The 14,768-nt window shown below is 54.8% G+C and carries 21 protein-coding genes; all 21 read right to left on the bottom strand.

Annotated features, from left to right (window positions below):
* Positions 1–386: 386 nt before the first annotated feature.
* The gene (locus HY868_00745) at positions 387–1,298 is read right to left on the bottom strand and encodes a polysaccharide deacetylase family protein (GenBank protein MBI5300635.1); all 912 of its coding nucleotides are present in this window, start codon (positions 1,296–1,298) and stop codon (positions 387–389) included.
* Positions 1,288–1,869, bottom strand: a complete 582-nt coding sequence (locus HY868_00740) for a flavin reductase family protein (GenBank protein ID MBI5300634.1) — start codon at positions 1,867–1,869, stop codon at positions 1,288–1,290. Before HY868_00740 ends, HY868_00745 begins: the two co-directional genes overlap by 11 nt.
* A 19-nt stretch (positions 1,870–1,888) precedes the next feature.
* Positions 1,889–2,512: a hypothetical protein gene (locus HY868_00735; protein MBI5300633.1), complete on the bottom strand. Its 624-nt coding sequence runs from the start codon at positions 2,510–2,512 to the stop codon at positions 1,889–1,891.
* An 18-nt stretch (positions 2,513–2,530) separates the two neighbouring features.
* The gene (locus HY868_00730) at positions 2,531–3,301 is read right to left on the bottom strand and encodes a DUF2085 domain-containing protein (GenBank protein MBI5300632.1); all 771 of its coding nucleotides are present in this window, start codon (positions 3,299–3,301) and stop codon (positions 2,531–2,533) included.
* Positions 3,302–3,309: 8 nt separating this feature from the next.
* Positions 3,310–4,167, bottom strand: a complete 858-nt coding sequence (locus tag HY868_00725; GenBank protein ID MBI5300631.1) for a LysM peptidoglycan-binding domain-containing protein — start codon at positions 4,165–4,167, stop codon at positions 3,310–3,312.
* A gap of 83 nt (positions 4,168–4,250) precedes the next feature.
* Positions 4,251–4,751 (bottom strand): cytochrome c, encoded by a 501-nt coding sequence (locus HY868_00720; GenBank protein MBI5300630.1) that lies wholly within the window; start codon positions 4,749–4,751, stop codon positions 4,251–4,253.
* A gap of 7 nt (positions 4,752–4,758) precedes the next feature.
* The gene (locus tag HY868_00715; protein ID MBI5300629.1) at positions 4,759–5,139 is read right to left on the bottom strand and encodes a hypothetical protein; all 381 of its coding nucleotides are present in this window, start codon (positions 5,137–5,139) and stop codon (positions 4,759–4,761) included.
* A gap of 189 nt (positions 5,140–5,328) precedes the next feature.
* Positions 5,329–5,922, bottom strand: coding sequence for a DUF3105 domain-containing protein (locus tag HY868_00710; GenBank protein ID MBI5300628.1), 594 nt, complete (start codon positions 5,920–5,922; stop codon positions 5,329–5,331).
* A gap of 13 nt (positions 5,923–5,935) precedes the next feature.
* Positions 5,936–6,646, bottom strand: a complete 711-nt coding sequence (locus HY868_00705; GenBank protein ID MBI5300627.1) for an urease accessory protein UreH — start codon at positions 6,644–6,646, stop codon at positions 5,936–5,938.
* An 18-nt stretch (positions 6,647–6,664) separates the two neighbouring features.
* Complete coding sequence (locus HY868_00700) at positions 6,665–6,829, bottom strand: hypothetical protein (GenBank protein ID MBI5300626.1); 165 nt, start codon at positions 6,827–6,829, stop codon at positions 6,665–6,667.
* A gap of 181 nt (positions 6,830–7,010) precedes the next feature.
* Positions 7,011–7,625 carry a hypothetical protein gene (locus HY868_00695; protein ID MBI5300625.1) on the bottom strand — a complete coding sequence of 205 codons (615 nt, stop codon included), beginning with the start codon at positions 7,623–7,625 and terminating at the stop codon, positions 7,011–7,013.
* A 45-nt stretch (positions 7,626–7,670) separates the two neighbouring features.
* On the bottom strand, positions 7,671–9,023 hold the full coding sequence (locus HY868_00690) for a C39 family peptidase (GenBank protein MBI5300624.1): 1,353 nt from the start codon (positions 9,021–9,023) through the stop codon (positions 7,671–7,673).
* Positions 9,024–9,026: 3 nt separating this feature from the next.
* Entirely contained in the window at positions 9,027–9,899 is an 873-nt protein-coding gene (locus HY868_00685) for a prolyl oligopeptidase family serine peptidase (protein MBI5300623.1), read from the bottom strand.
* A gap of 199 nt (positions 9,900–10,098) precedes the next feature.
* Positions 10,099–10,677 (bottom strand): ubiquinol-cytochrome c reductase iron-sulfur subunit, encoded by a 579-nt coding sequence (locus tag HY868_00680; GenBank protein ID MBI5300622.1) that lies wholly within the window; start codon positions 10,675–10,677, stop codon positions 10,099–10,101.
* Between the two features lie 514 nt (positions 10,678–11,191).
* Positions 11,192–11,791: a DUF2085 domain-containing protein gene (locus tag HY868_00675; protein MBI5300621.1), complete on the bottom strand. Its 600-nt coding sequence runs from the start codon at positions 11,789–11,791 to the stop codon at positions 11,192–11,194.
* Positions 11,792–11,859: 68 nt separating this feature from the next.
* Positions 11,860–12,669 carry a prolipoprotein diacylglyceryl transferase gene (gene lgt, locus HY868_00670; GenBank protein MBI5300620.1) on the bottom strand — a complete coding sequence of 270 codons (810 nt, stop codon included), beginning with the start codon at positions 12,667–12,669 and terminating at the stop codon, positions 11,860–11,862.
* Positions 12,669–13,154 (bottom strand): hypothetical protein, encoded by a 486-nt coding sequence (locus tag HY868_00665; protein MBI5300619.1) that lies wholly within the window; start codon positions 13,152–13,154, stop codon positions 12,669–12,671. The genes lgt and HY868_00665 overlap by 1 nt, the downstream gene beginning before the upstream one ends.
* A 45-nt stretch (positions 13,155–13,199) precedes the next feature.
* Positions 13,200–13,448, bottom strand: a complete 249-nt coding sequence (locus HY868_00660) for a metal-sensing transcriptional repressor (GenBank protein ID MBI5300618.1) — start codon at positions 13,446–13,448, stop codon at positions 13,200–13,202.
* Positions 13,449–13,480: 32 nt separating this feature from the next.
* A complete protein-coding gene (locus tag HY868_00655) occupies positions 13,481–13,735 on the bottom strand; it encodes a hypothetical protein (protein ID MBI5300617.1) in 255 nt (84 codons plus the stop codon).
* A 90-nt stretch (positions 13,736–13,825) separates the two neighbouring features.
* Positions 13,826–13,990, bottom strand: coding sequence for a YHS domain-containing protein (locus HY868_00650; GenBank protein MBI5300616.1), 165 nt, complete (start codon positions 13,988–13,990; stop codon positions 13,826–13,828).
* Positions 13,991–14,143: 153 nt separating this feature from the next.
* Positions 14,144–14,674: a hypothetical protein gene (locus HY868_00645; GenBank protein ID MBI5300615.1), complete on the bottom strand. Its 531-nt coding sequence runs from the start codon at positions 14,672–14,674 to the stop codon at positions 14,144–14,146.
* Positions 14,675–14,768: the final 94 nt, after the last annotated feature.

Raw genomic sequence — 14,768 nt, 5'->3', positions numbered from 1 at the left:
CGGGTGCGCACGCATCGCCGTCGGTTTCGGATGCACACACGCTCCGTCAAACAATCCAACGCTCAACTCAAGGATTTGGTGCGTCGTTGGAAAATGCTCCCGGCGGACAACGCGCCCAAGTGAGTTTTGCGGTATTGCGGTTTTTGATACATACTGCAATCGGGATCGAACACTCGATCCCGATTGCAGTTCTTGTTTGGATGAGGTGTTGTTTTTTTTATTTCCGGCGTATAGGAATTCTCTCGGGATGAATGAGGACTCCATCCTCAGAAAAAAATGACTGTTTCGTTCCTTGGCGCGAGAACGTCGAGACTTGCTCGCTCAACTCGAAGAGACCAGTCTTGTTTACCTCCTCGACCTTTTCTAGCACTCCATTCCCTGTTAATCTATCGTCCATTCTGCATGAACCAATTCAGCCAGTACGCGTAATCGGCAAGTGAGTAACTGCCGCGCACGCGGACACGCCGCATTTCGAAAATGTCCGCATCGGATTGAAGTGTGCCCTGAGTTTCTGTCACCGCACCTAGATACCCGCTTCTCTGTACGACCGCAAGCGTCCGCGCATCATACTTGCCGGCGGGATAGGCGAACGTCTTGACGATGATTCCTAAACGCGATTCAATCAATCGCTTGGATCCCAGCATTTGATTGTTCAAAAACGTCACCGACCTGCTTCGCAAATCCAAATGGTCCAAACTGTGCGAACCAATCTCATTGCCCGCGTTTGCCATCTCGCGCAACTGTTCCCAGGTGGCGTAGCCGGCTTTGCGGTCTTCCGTGAACTGCGCGATGATGTAGAAGGTCGCCGTCATCTGATACTTTTTCAAAATTGGAAAGACAGATTCGTAGATGTCCGCATAACCGTCGTCGAAGGTCAGCACGATGGGTTTGGCAGGCAACACAGTACCATTCGATAAATGCGCGACCACATCCGCGACATGCACCGTGCGATAACCATTCGATGCAAGGTACGCTATCTGTTCTTCGAATGCTTGCGGCGTAACTGACAAATCGAAACGAAACACATCGGCAATCGGCGGTGGGATGCTGACGTAGTGATACATCAGCATCGGTACGCGGTGGAGATGTTGATTTGCGCGAACCGTCGCGAAACGTGTGGGCGTGGCGGTCGGCGACGATGTTGAAGTGAGTGTTGGCGTTAGCGTGATTGTCGGAGTCAGCGTAGGAGAAGGCGTTGGCACATTCGCGTGCCAATCGTCGGAAAAACCGATTCCCGAATCAAAAGCGAGACTCATCACGATGATGGCGACAAATGAAAAGACGAGTCTACGCGCCATTGCCGATTTTCTCTCGCGCCGCTCTTCGCAAATCCTCCACGCGAAATTTGTACGTCGGTCGTTCCCGCACCGTGCCGCAGTTGTAGATGATGCCACGCGCTCGTGCGATATCGACATCACCCATCGCATCGAGCAATGATTCTTCGACATGCACCTGCTGCACCAAGCCAATGAACATCGTGTGCGAATCCAATTCGATTTCGCGTTCGACAATACATTCGATGTTGACCGGGCAATCGGCGAGCAATGGCGTTTTCACTTTCAGCGCAGGCGCAAGTTTCAATCCCGCAATTTCGATTTTGTTTTCTTTGCGTCCAGTGACCACGCCCAGATAATCAGACAGTGTCGCTTGTTCAGGGGTCGGAATGTTCACCACGAATTCGCGTGTCGCGCGGATGAGCGAATGCGAGTAACGATTCGGGCGAACCGAAATCGAAAGACGCGGCGGCTCGGCGGAGCAAGAGGCAATGCGATTGCACGTCATCACGTTCGGCGTGTCCCCGCCGGTTGTGACCAGCGCCACCGCGACAGGGTAAAGCGTCGTGTTCGGTTCGATGAGCAATTTAGTCATTCATGTGTTCCTTCGATTTCTAATGTTGCGCGCGATGCCCGCGGTGCATTTCGTACGCGCCTGCGGGTTCGCGGTAAAGGAGCAATTGCACAGCCGCGGCTAACAGAACGATGGACCACGCAAACGCCAAGGACGGTTGCCCCAAGAAAATTTCTGTAACTCTCATCAGACCCGCGATGGCGAGCGTTGCTCCGAGAATCCGGTGCCTGACTACCGCTTGCGCGACCGCTTTGCCCGTTCCATGTTGCTCGTGAATGACGAACGACATGCCGATGAAAACCAACATGGCGGGGAAGACGATTCCCAGAATCACATTCGGCGTGCCCGCGCGTACGAGTTCCGCTGCGCCTGCTAAAACGGAAGCCGCCGCCATTTGTGTATGCTGGTGTTGTTGCATATCGCTCCAAATCGCGCTCCAGTCCGGGAGAGGATGGCGCGCGTAGAGGAGGAACAAGAGCACAACGCCTGACGATAACAACAGGAGCGACCACGCGAGCCAAGCCCACGCCGCAATGCCGAGCGCATTCAGTAGCGCGAGCATGGCAACCGCGCCGAGCAGTGCGCCTTCGACAATGTGTCCAAAGTCAGACAATCGCCGCCGCTCGTCTGGACTGTGTGATGCAAAACGATGCTGTTTCAACATTTGACCTCCTTCGGTAACTCATGCCGGACTCCGCATCATCGCACGTTTCAGTTGTGCGCCTACCTGATTTCGTACATCTCGCATCGCATCTTCGACGATTGGAAAAATGAACCACACGGTTGTCAATCCGAACACGATGCCGGTAATCCAGCGCAGGTCCGAATTGAACGAACCAAATGCATCGCCCACGTAAAATGACTGCGGCAACGCATTGCCAGTTAGGAACGCCAGCCACGCGTTCGTGTCGCGAAAGCCCATGCCGCTTGTTCCCGCAACCGCATCGTTGCTCATGTGCGTCACACCATCGAGACCGACCGGCAGGATGCCGATGAAAAACCACGCGACGGGCGAAAGCGATTTGACGCGTTTGCGTGCCAATGCAAAAATCAGCGCGCCGACCCAGATACCGCCGTAAAACGAAATCATCCGATCACTCCATGCGACCTTGTATCCAAATTCCGGATTGCCCACGAATTGGCGCAAACTGAAGAATCCATCGAGTTGCCAAACGGTTTGGATATCGGCGAGCGAATACATCGGCTTGGATCCAAAAAAGAACAGGGAGCGTTGGGGCAATTGGTGGCAAAAGAAACTGTAGAAAAGATATATCGCGCGCGCCGGTTCCGTTGCGCCGAGTTGCATCAGCACGGGCGCGAGAAACGGCGCGAGCACCCAGGTTCCATAGAGTACGCTAAACACCGCGAGCCAGTGCTGGCTAAACCAATAAGCAAATCGGTCAACCGCGATCACAAGATCGCGCGTTCGACCAGTTACCGTTGTCTGTTCCATCCTCTCTCCTAATTGTGTGTAATCACCGGCGTGCCGACCGGCGCCCAATCGAAAAACCATTTCGCATCGGCAATCGTCAGGTTCACGCAGCCGCGACTCATCGGGCGACCAAAATTGTTGTGCCAGTACGTGCCGTGAATCGCGTAACCTTGATAGAAATACATCACCCAGGGTACGTTCGGCAGATAGTAGTAATCACCGCTGAATTTGCTGCCACCCGTCATCGTCTGTGAAGTCAATTTGACATAGATCGCAAACCGACCGACGACGGTTGGTGTCTTGGGCAGACCAGTCGAAACGATTACAGTTTTGAGCGGAGTCGTGCCTTCGTACGCTGTGACAGTCTGCTTAGAAATGTCCACGTCAATCCATTTCCCATGTGTCGGTGGATTCGACGCGCTCCTCGCCAAAGGCGCCGGCGAGCGGGTCGGCTGCGCAGTCGTTGGCTGAGCGATGCCGGGAATCACCAAGCGCTGACCTGCATAGACGAGTGACGATTCGAGTTGATTCGTACGCATCAACATTTCCACAGACGTACCACTGCGGACTGCAATCGAGTAAAGTGTGTCACCCGATTGCACGACGTAACTGCCACGCTCGGAGCGTGTCGGCGGACTCGCTGCCGAATCTGCTGAGCGCGGGATGACGAGCCATTGACCTGCGTAGACAAAATTCGCGCTGGGCAATTTGTTCGCGCGCATCAGCGCGTCTACCGTCGTGCCGTAATGCGCGGCGATGGAAAGTAATGTGTCACCATATTGCACATGCATGACGTTGTCCGGACTCGCCGCGAGCGCGTTATCGGGTTGCAGTACAACCGCGGCAACGAAAATTAGACCTGCCAGAAATTTCAGTGCTGTGTGCATCATTGACCTCCTTGTCGGACAAACGCTCCGCGCAAATCTTGTGGTGAGCGAAGCGAATCCATTGTCCGACGCTTGTCATCTTGTTATCGCGGCGGAGGCGGCGTCCTGATCATATCATCCACCGTCCGCTCCCATTGAAACTCGCGATGCTCTTGCGTCCAAAGACTTGCCAAATAGATCAGCACCGCTCGAATTTCTGCGTCGTTCAGTTTGTTGCCGAATGCCGGCATTTGCTGCGGCGCATCCGGGCGCATCGGATCGCGGGAGCCATCGCGAATAATGTCATAGAGCAAGCGATCGGAATGATGCCAGGTGTGACCGCTGTCGTCATGTGGTGGCGGCGGATAATTGCCCTTGGCGTCCGGCTTTTTCCAATTCGGCGCACCTTCGGCGTTCGCTCCATGGCAGTTCGCACAATTCGCTTGGTAAACATTTCGCCCCAAAGCCACCTGGGTCGCGCTGACGGTTGGCATCGGCGGTCGCGGTGTGCCTGGAAAATTCGTCAGGGTGGGTTGAGCTGACGTACAGCTATTCACGAGGAACGCGAGCAACACAAAAGTTAGAAGACCGATTACTTTTCGCACGTGCGTCTTAGCGATATGTGGCATCTGATCCATGATCCGATAGTTGTGCTCCAAACCACCGGTGGATTGCGGTGATGAGTCGCAAATCCTGGGTCGTGAAAGTGATCTGTGCCCCATTGGGCAATGCCATGTATTCTATCTTGATCTGAGCGACGCCGACTGCAAGGTCCTTTACGCCCAGCATATCACCGCCGTGAAGTGAAGTGGGATCGGAGAAATCGCCGGTGCTAAACCGCATGACTTCGTGTTGGATGTGTTGTCGGATGAGTGCGATCTGCGCGCTATCACTTGGATCTTTCGCAATGACCTGTTGAATACCACCGCTTTGTGTCATTTCGAAAATGTGCTTAGTCTGGCTCAAATCAAAGGGCATCACTTGAGAACCCATGTCGTGAACCGTGGCTTGACGGTTCGGTTGAGCCGGAGTGAGCCAGCCCGCCCAAAAGAGTACGCCGAGCGTTCCAAGGATCGCCAATAGAACGCTGCCACTTGCAATCAGCAAAGAGTTTCGGGAGTGTTTAATCTCGCGGGTGCTTGCTGTCATTCTTTGTTACCTCCGATTTTTTAGGTTTATCATTCACGGTACAAATTCAGGTCCCTTGTCGCGGTACGCACTGATGAAACTTCGTATGGCTTGCTCGTTGACGCCATTGCACGTTTGCAAGCGCGTCCACGCTGTTAGCGCGACTTGCTCTTTCAAGTCAGCCCACGGCGCGACGATCACTTTGCGCTCGCTTTTAACGATGTTCTCCAACGCGGTGATTTCCGTCGCGCTGAGGTCGTTGTAGTAAATCACGATCCGCCCATGCTCAAGACTGTGCACGCCGCGCGAAATGGACGCGTTGTCGGCGGGAGTGCTGCTGATACCGTCGGGCAGCGCGTTTGGATCGTGCAGACCCGAAGTCGGCGGCGTCTCGGTATAACTTGGCGGCGTCTGACCTGGATTCAGATGCGTCTCGCCCGTACTCGGGAATGATTGGACTGGAGCACATTCACCGGCAGCGAGGGGTGCGGTCGGCGTTGGAGTAGGACGCGGCGCGAAAATTTGGAAACCGACAAAACCCACAATCAGAACGCTGGCTAGCACGCCACCGCCGATCATGAACAATTTGCGCCGCTTCGTTTGCGCGGCGCGCTGACGCTGTCGTTGTTCGCGTTGTTTCTTGCCCATTGCGACGCGCTCCTCAGAACTTGATCAGTCCCTGGATGAATCCGATATTATACATCACGATCATTCCCAGCACGATGCTGATTGCGCCGGCGGCGAATCGAATTACACGGTGAAGGGAAACAAAGCGGTGTGATAATGCAAAGGGCAACCCAATCAGCGTGCTGACGAGCATCATTCCCAAAATCGAGCCGCCGCCAAAGATGAGTATGTAGGCGATGGCTTCGAGCGGCGAGCGAATCGTGCTCAACACGATTAACATCAACGCCGCGCTGCCAGCCAGACCATGAATCATTCCGATCATCAAGGACTTGCGCTGATGTGACAAGGCGTGGTGTTTGTGTCCCGCGATGTCCGCATGGGAGTGCAAATGCGGGTGCACGGGAATCTCTCCATTGTGGTCGTGTGTGTGAGTATGTACCTTTTTCGCGCGATACTCCCACACGATTTGCGCGCCCAGCACAAACAGAACAACGCCCACGAGAAATTCCATCGAGAGCGCGAGCTGTTCTGGAATGGCGAGCTTGAAACCGATCACCGCCATTCCGACGAGGAACAATGTGGTCGTATGACCGATGCCCCAAAAAGTGCCGACGAGCGCGGCTTTGAGAGGGTGCTTGTTTTGACTGACGATCGTCGAGACGGCAACCACGTGGTCGGCGTCCAGTGCGTGTTCCATGCCGAGGGTAAAACCAAGTATCAACGTCGTCAATAAAGTCGAACCCATTTTTGCTCCTTTCGCGATTTATTTTCCACTCCACGTTACGCCACGGTCGTTCGAGCGAAACACCTGACCTTGCGAATTCACGACGACAATCGTCAATCCATCGCCCCCGACGAGCGCGGCGAATGCGGCATACATTGCCAAGACGAAAGCGATTAGAATCGCGAGCGAACCTAATTCATTCACTTGGACCTCCTATCGGTTCAACAAATCGGCTGGGAGTTTCGGCAATGTCATTTCGTCTAGCACGCCGATGGCTTTCGACGCGATCATTCCATCCTTCGTGATGAAATGCGTCTCAGGATTGCGTTTTCAAAACGTGCCGCCCCGCGAACAGACGCAGCTTGGCTCAAGCCTATTTCCAGTTTCAGCGAGTTGACAGTTCGTCCTTAGAGATCGAAAACGACCACGACTGCCCACCACGTTGAATGTTCATACCTATCCCTGTTGTCACCCAATCCGACTGCCCTGTGATGCTCCGACTCACATACGTGCCTCTCCCTTGGTTTTCCAGGTTCACACTCAGGGTTTCATCGTGCTCGCCTTCCATTCCGCTTACCGCATGTGTCATATTCAATTCGACGCTGGCGTCGGTGATTGGTTGCCCAGTTGCATCTGTCAGGACGACTCGAATGGTAGTTGAGTTCTTGAATTGAAATGGATAGGGATCAAAGAAAACGATCACTGTAAGACCACCTTGGGTGTCCGACCAGTGGGCACCGGTCGTTTGACGAGGCACAACAGTTATCTGCGGCTGGACTGCCAGAGGAGTGGAGACAACTGGCATCGTGGGCAATGCTCGGGGCGTACTGGTCGCTGTCAATAGTGCAGGGATGGATGTCGCGATGGGGGCAACCGTTGGCGCGGCGGTGCTTGATGGTGTCTGCGGCGACGGCACGCCGCCCCCGCAGGCGCTGACTAACATTGCGAGCGCAACGAAAAGCGACACGTACGCTGGAATGCGCGTTTTACGCAAGAACATTTTCCCCTCCTCCCTCGTGAAATGTGAACGTGCGATATGCTTCACTCAGTTTAACGAAGCTTGGAGCGCACGTTGCGCGTCCTGGTAATTCTTGTTGTAACGCAGCGCGGTCTCAAACTCGCGGCGCGCTGCTTCATCCTGCCCCAGGGCGCGCAACGCCATACCTTTGTAATAATGCGCCTCTTCCAAATCATTCGCGGTCCGCAACGTCGCGTCGGCGAGAGCGAGTACTTCGACGTAGCGTTTCGTTTGCACGTACGCGTCGTACGCTCCAAATTGATACCACATCATCCGCCACGGCAAGCCGAGCACACGCGCGCGGTCGAAAGTAGCGGCGGCTTCGGCGTAACGTTGCAAACCGTTCAAACTTGTGCCCAGGTTGAAATGTGCAAACGCGTCATTCGGATTCGCTTCGATCTCCGCGCGCGCTCGCACAACAGCTTGCGCGTACATCGTTTGATCGTTTACCTCATCGCCCACGATCGCCCGCACTACCGCGTCGCGGTCCACCGGATAGACGATCAGGTAGAGCCGGTTGAAAGCGCGCCAGTCGGCGTCCACCACATCGAAGGAAATTTTCAGATTCGGTCCGTTGTACGAATCCATGAGCGTGAATTCGCGCAGCGTGTCGTCGTAACCGATCAACAACTTGTAATGTCCCATCCAATCCTTGTCCTTGGGGACAAACCCGGTCTCGATCATCACCGGCAGACCGTTCGAGAGCAACAGCTTGAGTCGCTCCAGCGTTCCATTCTCGCGGAAGATCGCGCGCATCCCGACGCGCTCAGCGTACGCTGCCAGTTCATCGGGGCGAACATTTTTATCGTCGGGATTCGGCTTGACGAACGCGGCAATCTCGCTTTGCTTGTCACCGCGTCCATAGTAACCCAGGTACATACTCAACGTCGCCGGACCACAGTTGTTCCACTTTTGCCACTCTTGCTTGATGCCTTTGAGTGCAACTGTTGGTTGAATCGGAACGAGATTTACCGTGCGGGTCGGCGTGCGCGTCGGTGTTGGCGTGCGAGTCGGCGCAGGTGTTGCTGCCGGTTCGATCATGCTTTGGATGCTCAGATGCGCGAGTTCCCTGGGCAGTTCCACGCCAATGAGTGGCGATTGCGTTTCAAATGCCTCTGTGTCGAAAGGCGGCGGAACAAACTCGGGTCGCTCGGGCTGTGGCAAGTATTCCATCGCGCGATAACGCAGCGATAGATATTTTTGTTGCACGAAATCGAACACTGAATTCTGGGTCGAGATGACGAGAGACAACGTGAGCAGCGCACCCAAGCACAAAATCGTCATCAGAAATGCGAGCGCGAACAGGACAATCCGGCGGCGCGCAGTCCGTCTTTTGCTGATCTCTATGTCATGCTTGAAACGAAACCTAATCGAGTGCATTCACTATTTTCCTTTCACATATTTGTCGAAAAACGCAATCGTCCGCTGCATGGCTTGCGTGAAACCCTGCGAGATGTTGTGGTCGCTGCCGGGATATTTGTAGAACTCGATTGTTTTGCCGACAGCTTGCACCTGAGCGTACAATTCTTCCGAGAATCGGAGCGGCACTTCTTGATCCGCCGTGCCGTGATGCAGTTGCAAAGGTCCAGACAAATCGGCGACATAGTTGTTCGGAGAGATCGAGTCCCAGAATTGCGGATTCTGTTGGGGCGTGCCAAATTGTTCAAACCCTTGTGGCGCGCTAGGCGTAGAGCCGGGACCCGGTCCGCCTTGCGATCCATGTCGCCTGCCCCACATATTCGTCTGTTCCGCATACGAGCCGACCGTCCCAGCCCAGATCACGCCTGCTTTGATCTCTCGACTGACGACCATCGCGCGCAGTGTGATGTCGCCGCCCAAGGAATGTCCCCACATCCCGATTCGATTCGGATCGGTGTCCTTGTATTTTTTCACTGAGCCAAGCGCGTTGAGAACGTCAATCGTGTAAGCGGGCGAGAAATGTCCGCCCGGCGCGCCTTCCGAATTTCCATTCCCGCGATAATCGGACTTGAACACAATGTAGCCACTTTTCGCGATCGCGTCCACGTAGGCGACGTAGCGTTCGGTGGTCCGATATTGTGCGGGCGCGATGTACCCGTGATTGAAAATGATCGCGGGATACCCGGTTTTTGGTTTGGCACTCTTCGGCACCGTCATCAGCGCATAGATTTTCAATCCATCCGATTTGTAGGAAACGACGTGGCGATTGTAATTGCTGCCGGGCGCGAGTGTTTGTTCGATTGTGATGTCGCTGCCGGGATATTCCGGCTGGCGCATGTATTCAATCGCGAGTGGAGACAACGGCTGGAGCGTCGGCGTCGGATCGGGTGTGGCAGTCGGGACGATTGTCGGGGTAGCCGTCGCCGTGCTGATCGGTTCGCTCGTTTCAGTCGGCGTCGCCGGTGCGCTGCATGCGCTGAGGACTAACGTGAGCGACACAAACACCGTAATTCCAGTTATAAATTTTGACATCCTTCTACCCATGCAGTACGCCCTGAATGATTTTGCCGGTTTCGACGACAATCGTCTGCGTCCCTTCGGGCATCGGCAGTGGATCGCCTTGTGCGTCCGTCGCCGCCAGTTCTTTGCCGCTCGCATCGAGAAAACGTACGACCATGCGGTCAAGACTGCGGGGCGCGGGTCCTTCGAGGTATGTTCCATCTTTCTCGAATTTGGAGCCGTGGCACGGACATTCAAAACGATTGTTGACGGACTGCCAATCGTAAATACATCCCAGGTGTGTGCATACCTTGTACAGCGCCATGACACCTTGCTTACCATTGCCGGTTGCCTCGTCAAGATCGACGAGCCAGAATTTGCCTTCCTGGTACGCTTTTGGTATGTCGGTCAGTGCGGGTTTCTCTTCAGACGACAACGCGAAGATTCCACCAAACTGTCCTGCCTGAAAGCGCGGGAACGCAAAGAAAAAAGTTGCGCCGCCAAAGCCCACAACGAAAACAAAACCGAGACTGGCAAGCCACGCGTAATTGAGAAATTCCCGACGCGTCATCGGGACAGTATTCAGATTCGATGCGATCGTTGCAGTCGTGCTCATCTTTCACCTCCAAGGTTGCGCTTGCGTGTCGGAGTAGAAGGAAATCGCAAATGACAAACGACCCCCGCACGCCGAAATCAGCGCGGAGTTCTCTAGAACGAATCAGTTAGAAATTTTGTCAAATGGAAAGAAAACGTGGAGGCGGGTCGATGAGATGCGGGGAAAGAGGGGAATGGAGAAAAAAATTTGGTGAAATTAAATCGTCGCTTGATTCCGGAGAAATGCGAATCGTGGTGAAGTGATTGAATGGAAGCTGATCACTACAGCCCAAGTGGGCATCCAGATGGGGACTGGTCGGTTGATTCGTACGCGCAAAATCGGACAGAGGGGCGGTCAACGCCGGGCTTGGCGCGAGCCGAGTCAGCCCGGTCGCGGCACAGACACTCGTCATCTGTCCGAACAGAGAAATCAGGACTAGCAGCGTTACCCACACAGAGACAGTCTTCATCTCGGCGGCATTTTAGCACGCAGTTGGGGAGTTTGTCAACGCCTTGTCAAAAAAACGAATTTACATTCATTCATCGGCTTCAATTCGCGCCAAGCCCAATGTGGCGGCGCGCGGCGATTCAAGCTGCATGCGCGTTTGACGTTCCAGATCGCGCATTGTCGTCTCGACAAACGGATAGACGAACCCAATCGTCGTCAGCCCAAACAGCACGCCAGTCACCAGCCGTGCCAAATTATTGAACGAACCGACCGCGTCGCCCGCGTAAAACGTCGCAGGAAAAATATTCCCGGTCAGAATTTGCAGCCACGCATTCGTATCGCGGAAACCCGTGCCGCTAATTCCCGCGACAACGTCGTTCGCCAGGTGCGAGAACCCATCCACCGCCATCGGCAGTACACCAAGGTACACCCACGCAACCAGCGACAGATTCGTCCTTCGACTGCGCTCAGGATGGCGTTGGCGGAACAGCGCGAACAAGATGCCGCCGATCCACAGCGAACCGTACATCGCGACCATGCGATCGCTCCACGCGACTTTCCATCCCAGCGCACTGTTGCCGACAAATTGGCGCAGCGTCAAGATGTTGTCATACTGCCACACCGCACCGATTTCGGCGAGCGAGTAACTCACCTTGGGTCCGAACAAGAACAACGAGCGTTGCGGCAATTGATGGCACAGCAAACTATAGAAAAAGTAAATCAGAAATCACTGTTTGTGTCATCGCACGCTCCGCATCACGCTTCCGCGCCGACGGTGCGCCGGGATCGTTGATTCAGCCACACCGCAAGCGGCACCGCAAGTGCCATCACCACCAGCGCGATAATTTGCGCCTGTCGCAGTCCGAAGGTCCCGGTGGGATTGGCAAAGTAAAGGTTATCTTCGCGCACGAACGAAATGAAAAAACGTCCGAACGAATAGAGCGTCGCGTAAATCAGAAACAGCACACCGTCGCCGCGCACGCGAGCGCGCAATTTCCACACGATTCCAAACACGATCAAATCCCAGACCATTTCGTACAACTGCGCGGGCTGATACGGCACCGTGCGATCGGGCACCATCGCGTTCGGATTTGTCCAGACGACCGACCAAGGCAGCGGCGGATTCGTTGGCACGCCATAGTTATCGCCGTTGATGAAACAACCGACGCGCGCGATCGCTTGCGCGAGCGGGATGGCTGGGGCGCTTGCGTCCAAGAGTCGCCCCAGCGCGAGATGGCGCACCCGCGTGTACACGACGACGGCGATGAATCCGCTGATGAGCGCGCCGTAGATCGCGAGTCCCGCCGTGCCAAAAATCGCGAGTGGGTTCGCGGCGTAAGTTTCCCAGTTGTCGATGACGTGAAAGAGCCGTGCGCCGACGATGCCCGCGCCGATGACCCAGGGCGCGCCGTTGTAGATTTCGTCGGGGACGATGTCGCGTCGGTTCGCTTCGCGCGCGGTCAGCCACAACGCGACAGCCACACCGAGTCCGATGAACAAACCGTACCAGCCGATTTGAAAATGACCGATTGAAAAAATGATCGGGTCGAGATCAAGGCGAATCATTAGGACACGTCCCATCGAAAGACGCGTTCAGGTACATTCGCCAGTCCCTTGATCACCAGTTCGACGTACTTGGGCTTGTTCGTGAGCGTCCCGAATTTCAATTTTCCCTCACGATGATGCCCGCCCGGTCCCGCGCCTTCCCAGGCGGTCGGCTGAAATTCTTTGCCTTTATCATCACGCAGGAGGGCGACCTTGGTCATATCGTCACTCAGATCAACCGAGTGCGTATCCATCACGATATCAAACGCGAGCGGCTGTTCGATACTCAGCGCGAGCGGCGTCACCTTAACCGTCACGCTGCCACCTTCGTTCGATTTCGTCTCGAACGCCGCGCTGCTTGATTTTGCCGCTGACGGTTGCGCCGCGCTTGTGCTGGATGCATTTGTCGGCGCAGATGCCGGCGCTTGGGCTGCGCCGCTGCACGCGGCAAGGATAAGCGCAGTAAATGCGAATATCGTTGTGAGTAAAATTAGTTTTTTGTTCATCGTATCTCTCCGAATTTTGAATTTCGAATCTCAAATTTCCATCTATCATGGTGGTGATTTCAACTCGCTCTGATTGGTCAGGGCGAGTAATTCTTGCCATGCCTTGGCGCGCTTTTTCCTATTCCGCGCGCGCAAACTGCAACGATCGTCGAGCAGATACGCGCGCCACAAAACGCGATGGAGTGCGCGCACTGCGCCACGCACGGCGAGCGTCTGCCGCAAGATGTCGCCACACGGCGCGTCGCGATCCATCATCGCGATGACGGCTGCCATGTGTCCCCGTGTGCTTAGCATTCGATTGCGCAGATCGCGCTTGCGAAGTACTTTCATCTGTAGCCAAACAGCACGCCAAAGATTGCCAGCGTGATGAGAACGAGCGCGACGATAAGCACCCACCCGTATGGACTTGCCACACCTGCACTTGCGTGCGGCGCAAGTGTCATCGCCGCGCCGCACTGCGTCGCAGTCCCCATCATTGCGCTGCTCATTCCGCCGCCCGCAAACAGGAAATCGATCGCGAGAAACAGAATCAAAAGCGCGCCGAGTCCGATTAGAACCATCACCCAATCAATGCCAATCATAAGTTGCCTAGTGCGATAGTTGGATAGTGCGATAGTTGACCATGCGATTGGTCTTCAACTATCCAACTATCGCACTACCGAACTATCCTACTAATGCGCATGTTCGCTGGGACGTGCGCCGACAAACTTTTCGGGATCCTTGTCGAACTGGGCTTTGCAGCCCTTGGAGCAAAAGTAGTACGTTTGCCCGTTGTATTCCGATTTAGCGGCGGTCTTGGGATCAACGTTCATTCCGCATACTGGGTCTTTGTGCATCCTGTCCTCTCCTTGTCACAAGATTTATTTGTATTCTAAAACGAATTGGTACGCGTTTGATAGCGTCGTCTGGCGGGTTGTTCAGTACGCTAAATGGCGCGCCATCAGACTCTTTCGAAATGTAGCGCAGAGCATAATTGCGTGGTTTCACTTTCATCGCACGAGCAGAAATCCTGCACCCGCGCTGACCAACGCGAACGCGAACAACCCGATGATCTCCGTCGAGACACGCCGGCGCGGCACTCTATCTTCTTCTGCCGACGGCATTGATGGTTCAGTTGGTTCTGTGACCGATGCGCTTTTGTTCGCCGTAATCGTCAATTCGGTTGTCACCGTGTCGCCATCTTCGCCGGCGGCTTTGACTTGATAGACGCCTTCCGGTGCATTCGTCGGAATCGTGAACTGGACTGTGAACTTTTCGTCCGCATCGGACTTGACCTCGCCCAGGTCGGCGCGGAACTTGACGCCCTCAAGCGAGATTGCGAATTCTTCATTCGCGCCCATCGTTTCGCCTTTGATGGTAATCTTGCCGCCCGGCGCAATCGTATCCGGCGTGACCGTGATTTCAGGTTCGCCGTGCGCGAATGCGCTAACCGGAACGAAGATCAGCACAACAAAAATAATTGGCAAAAGGAAAATACGCAGTACCGCAAAACTCACTTTTTGACTAAACAGGGTTCTCATGCACACTGTCTCTATCCTACCAAAGAAAGAGCAGCGCATGAGAACCCCAAAGACATTATACCATACGACGCCGACGATATATCCCTGTGAATTG

The organism is Chloroflexota bacterium, from assembly GCA_016219275.1.
In the GTDB taxonomy this organism is placed as follows: domain Bacteria; phylum Chloroflexota; class Anaerolineae; order UBA4142; family UBA4142; genus JACRBM01.
Note: the sequence above shows the minus strand (reverse complement) of the source record. Positions and strands in the feature narration are given on the sequence as shown.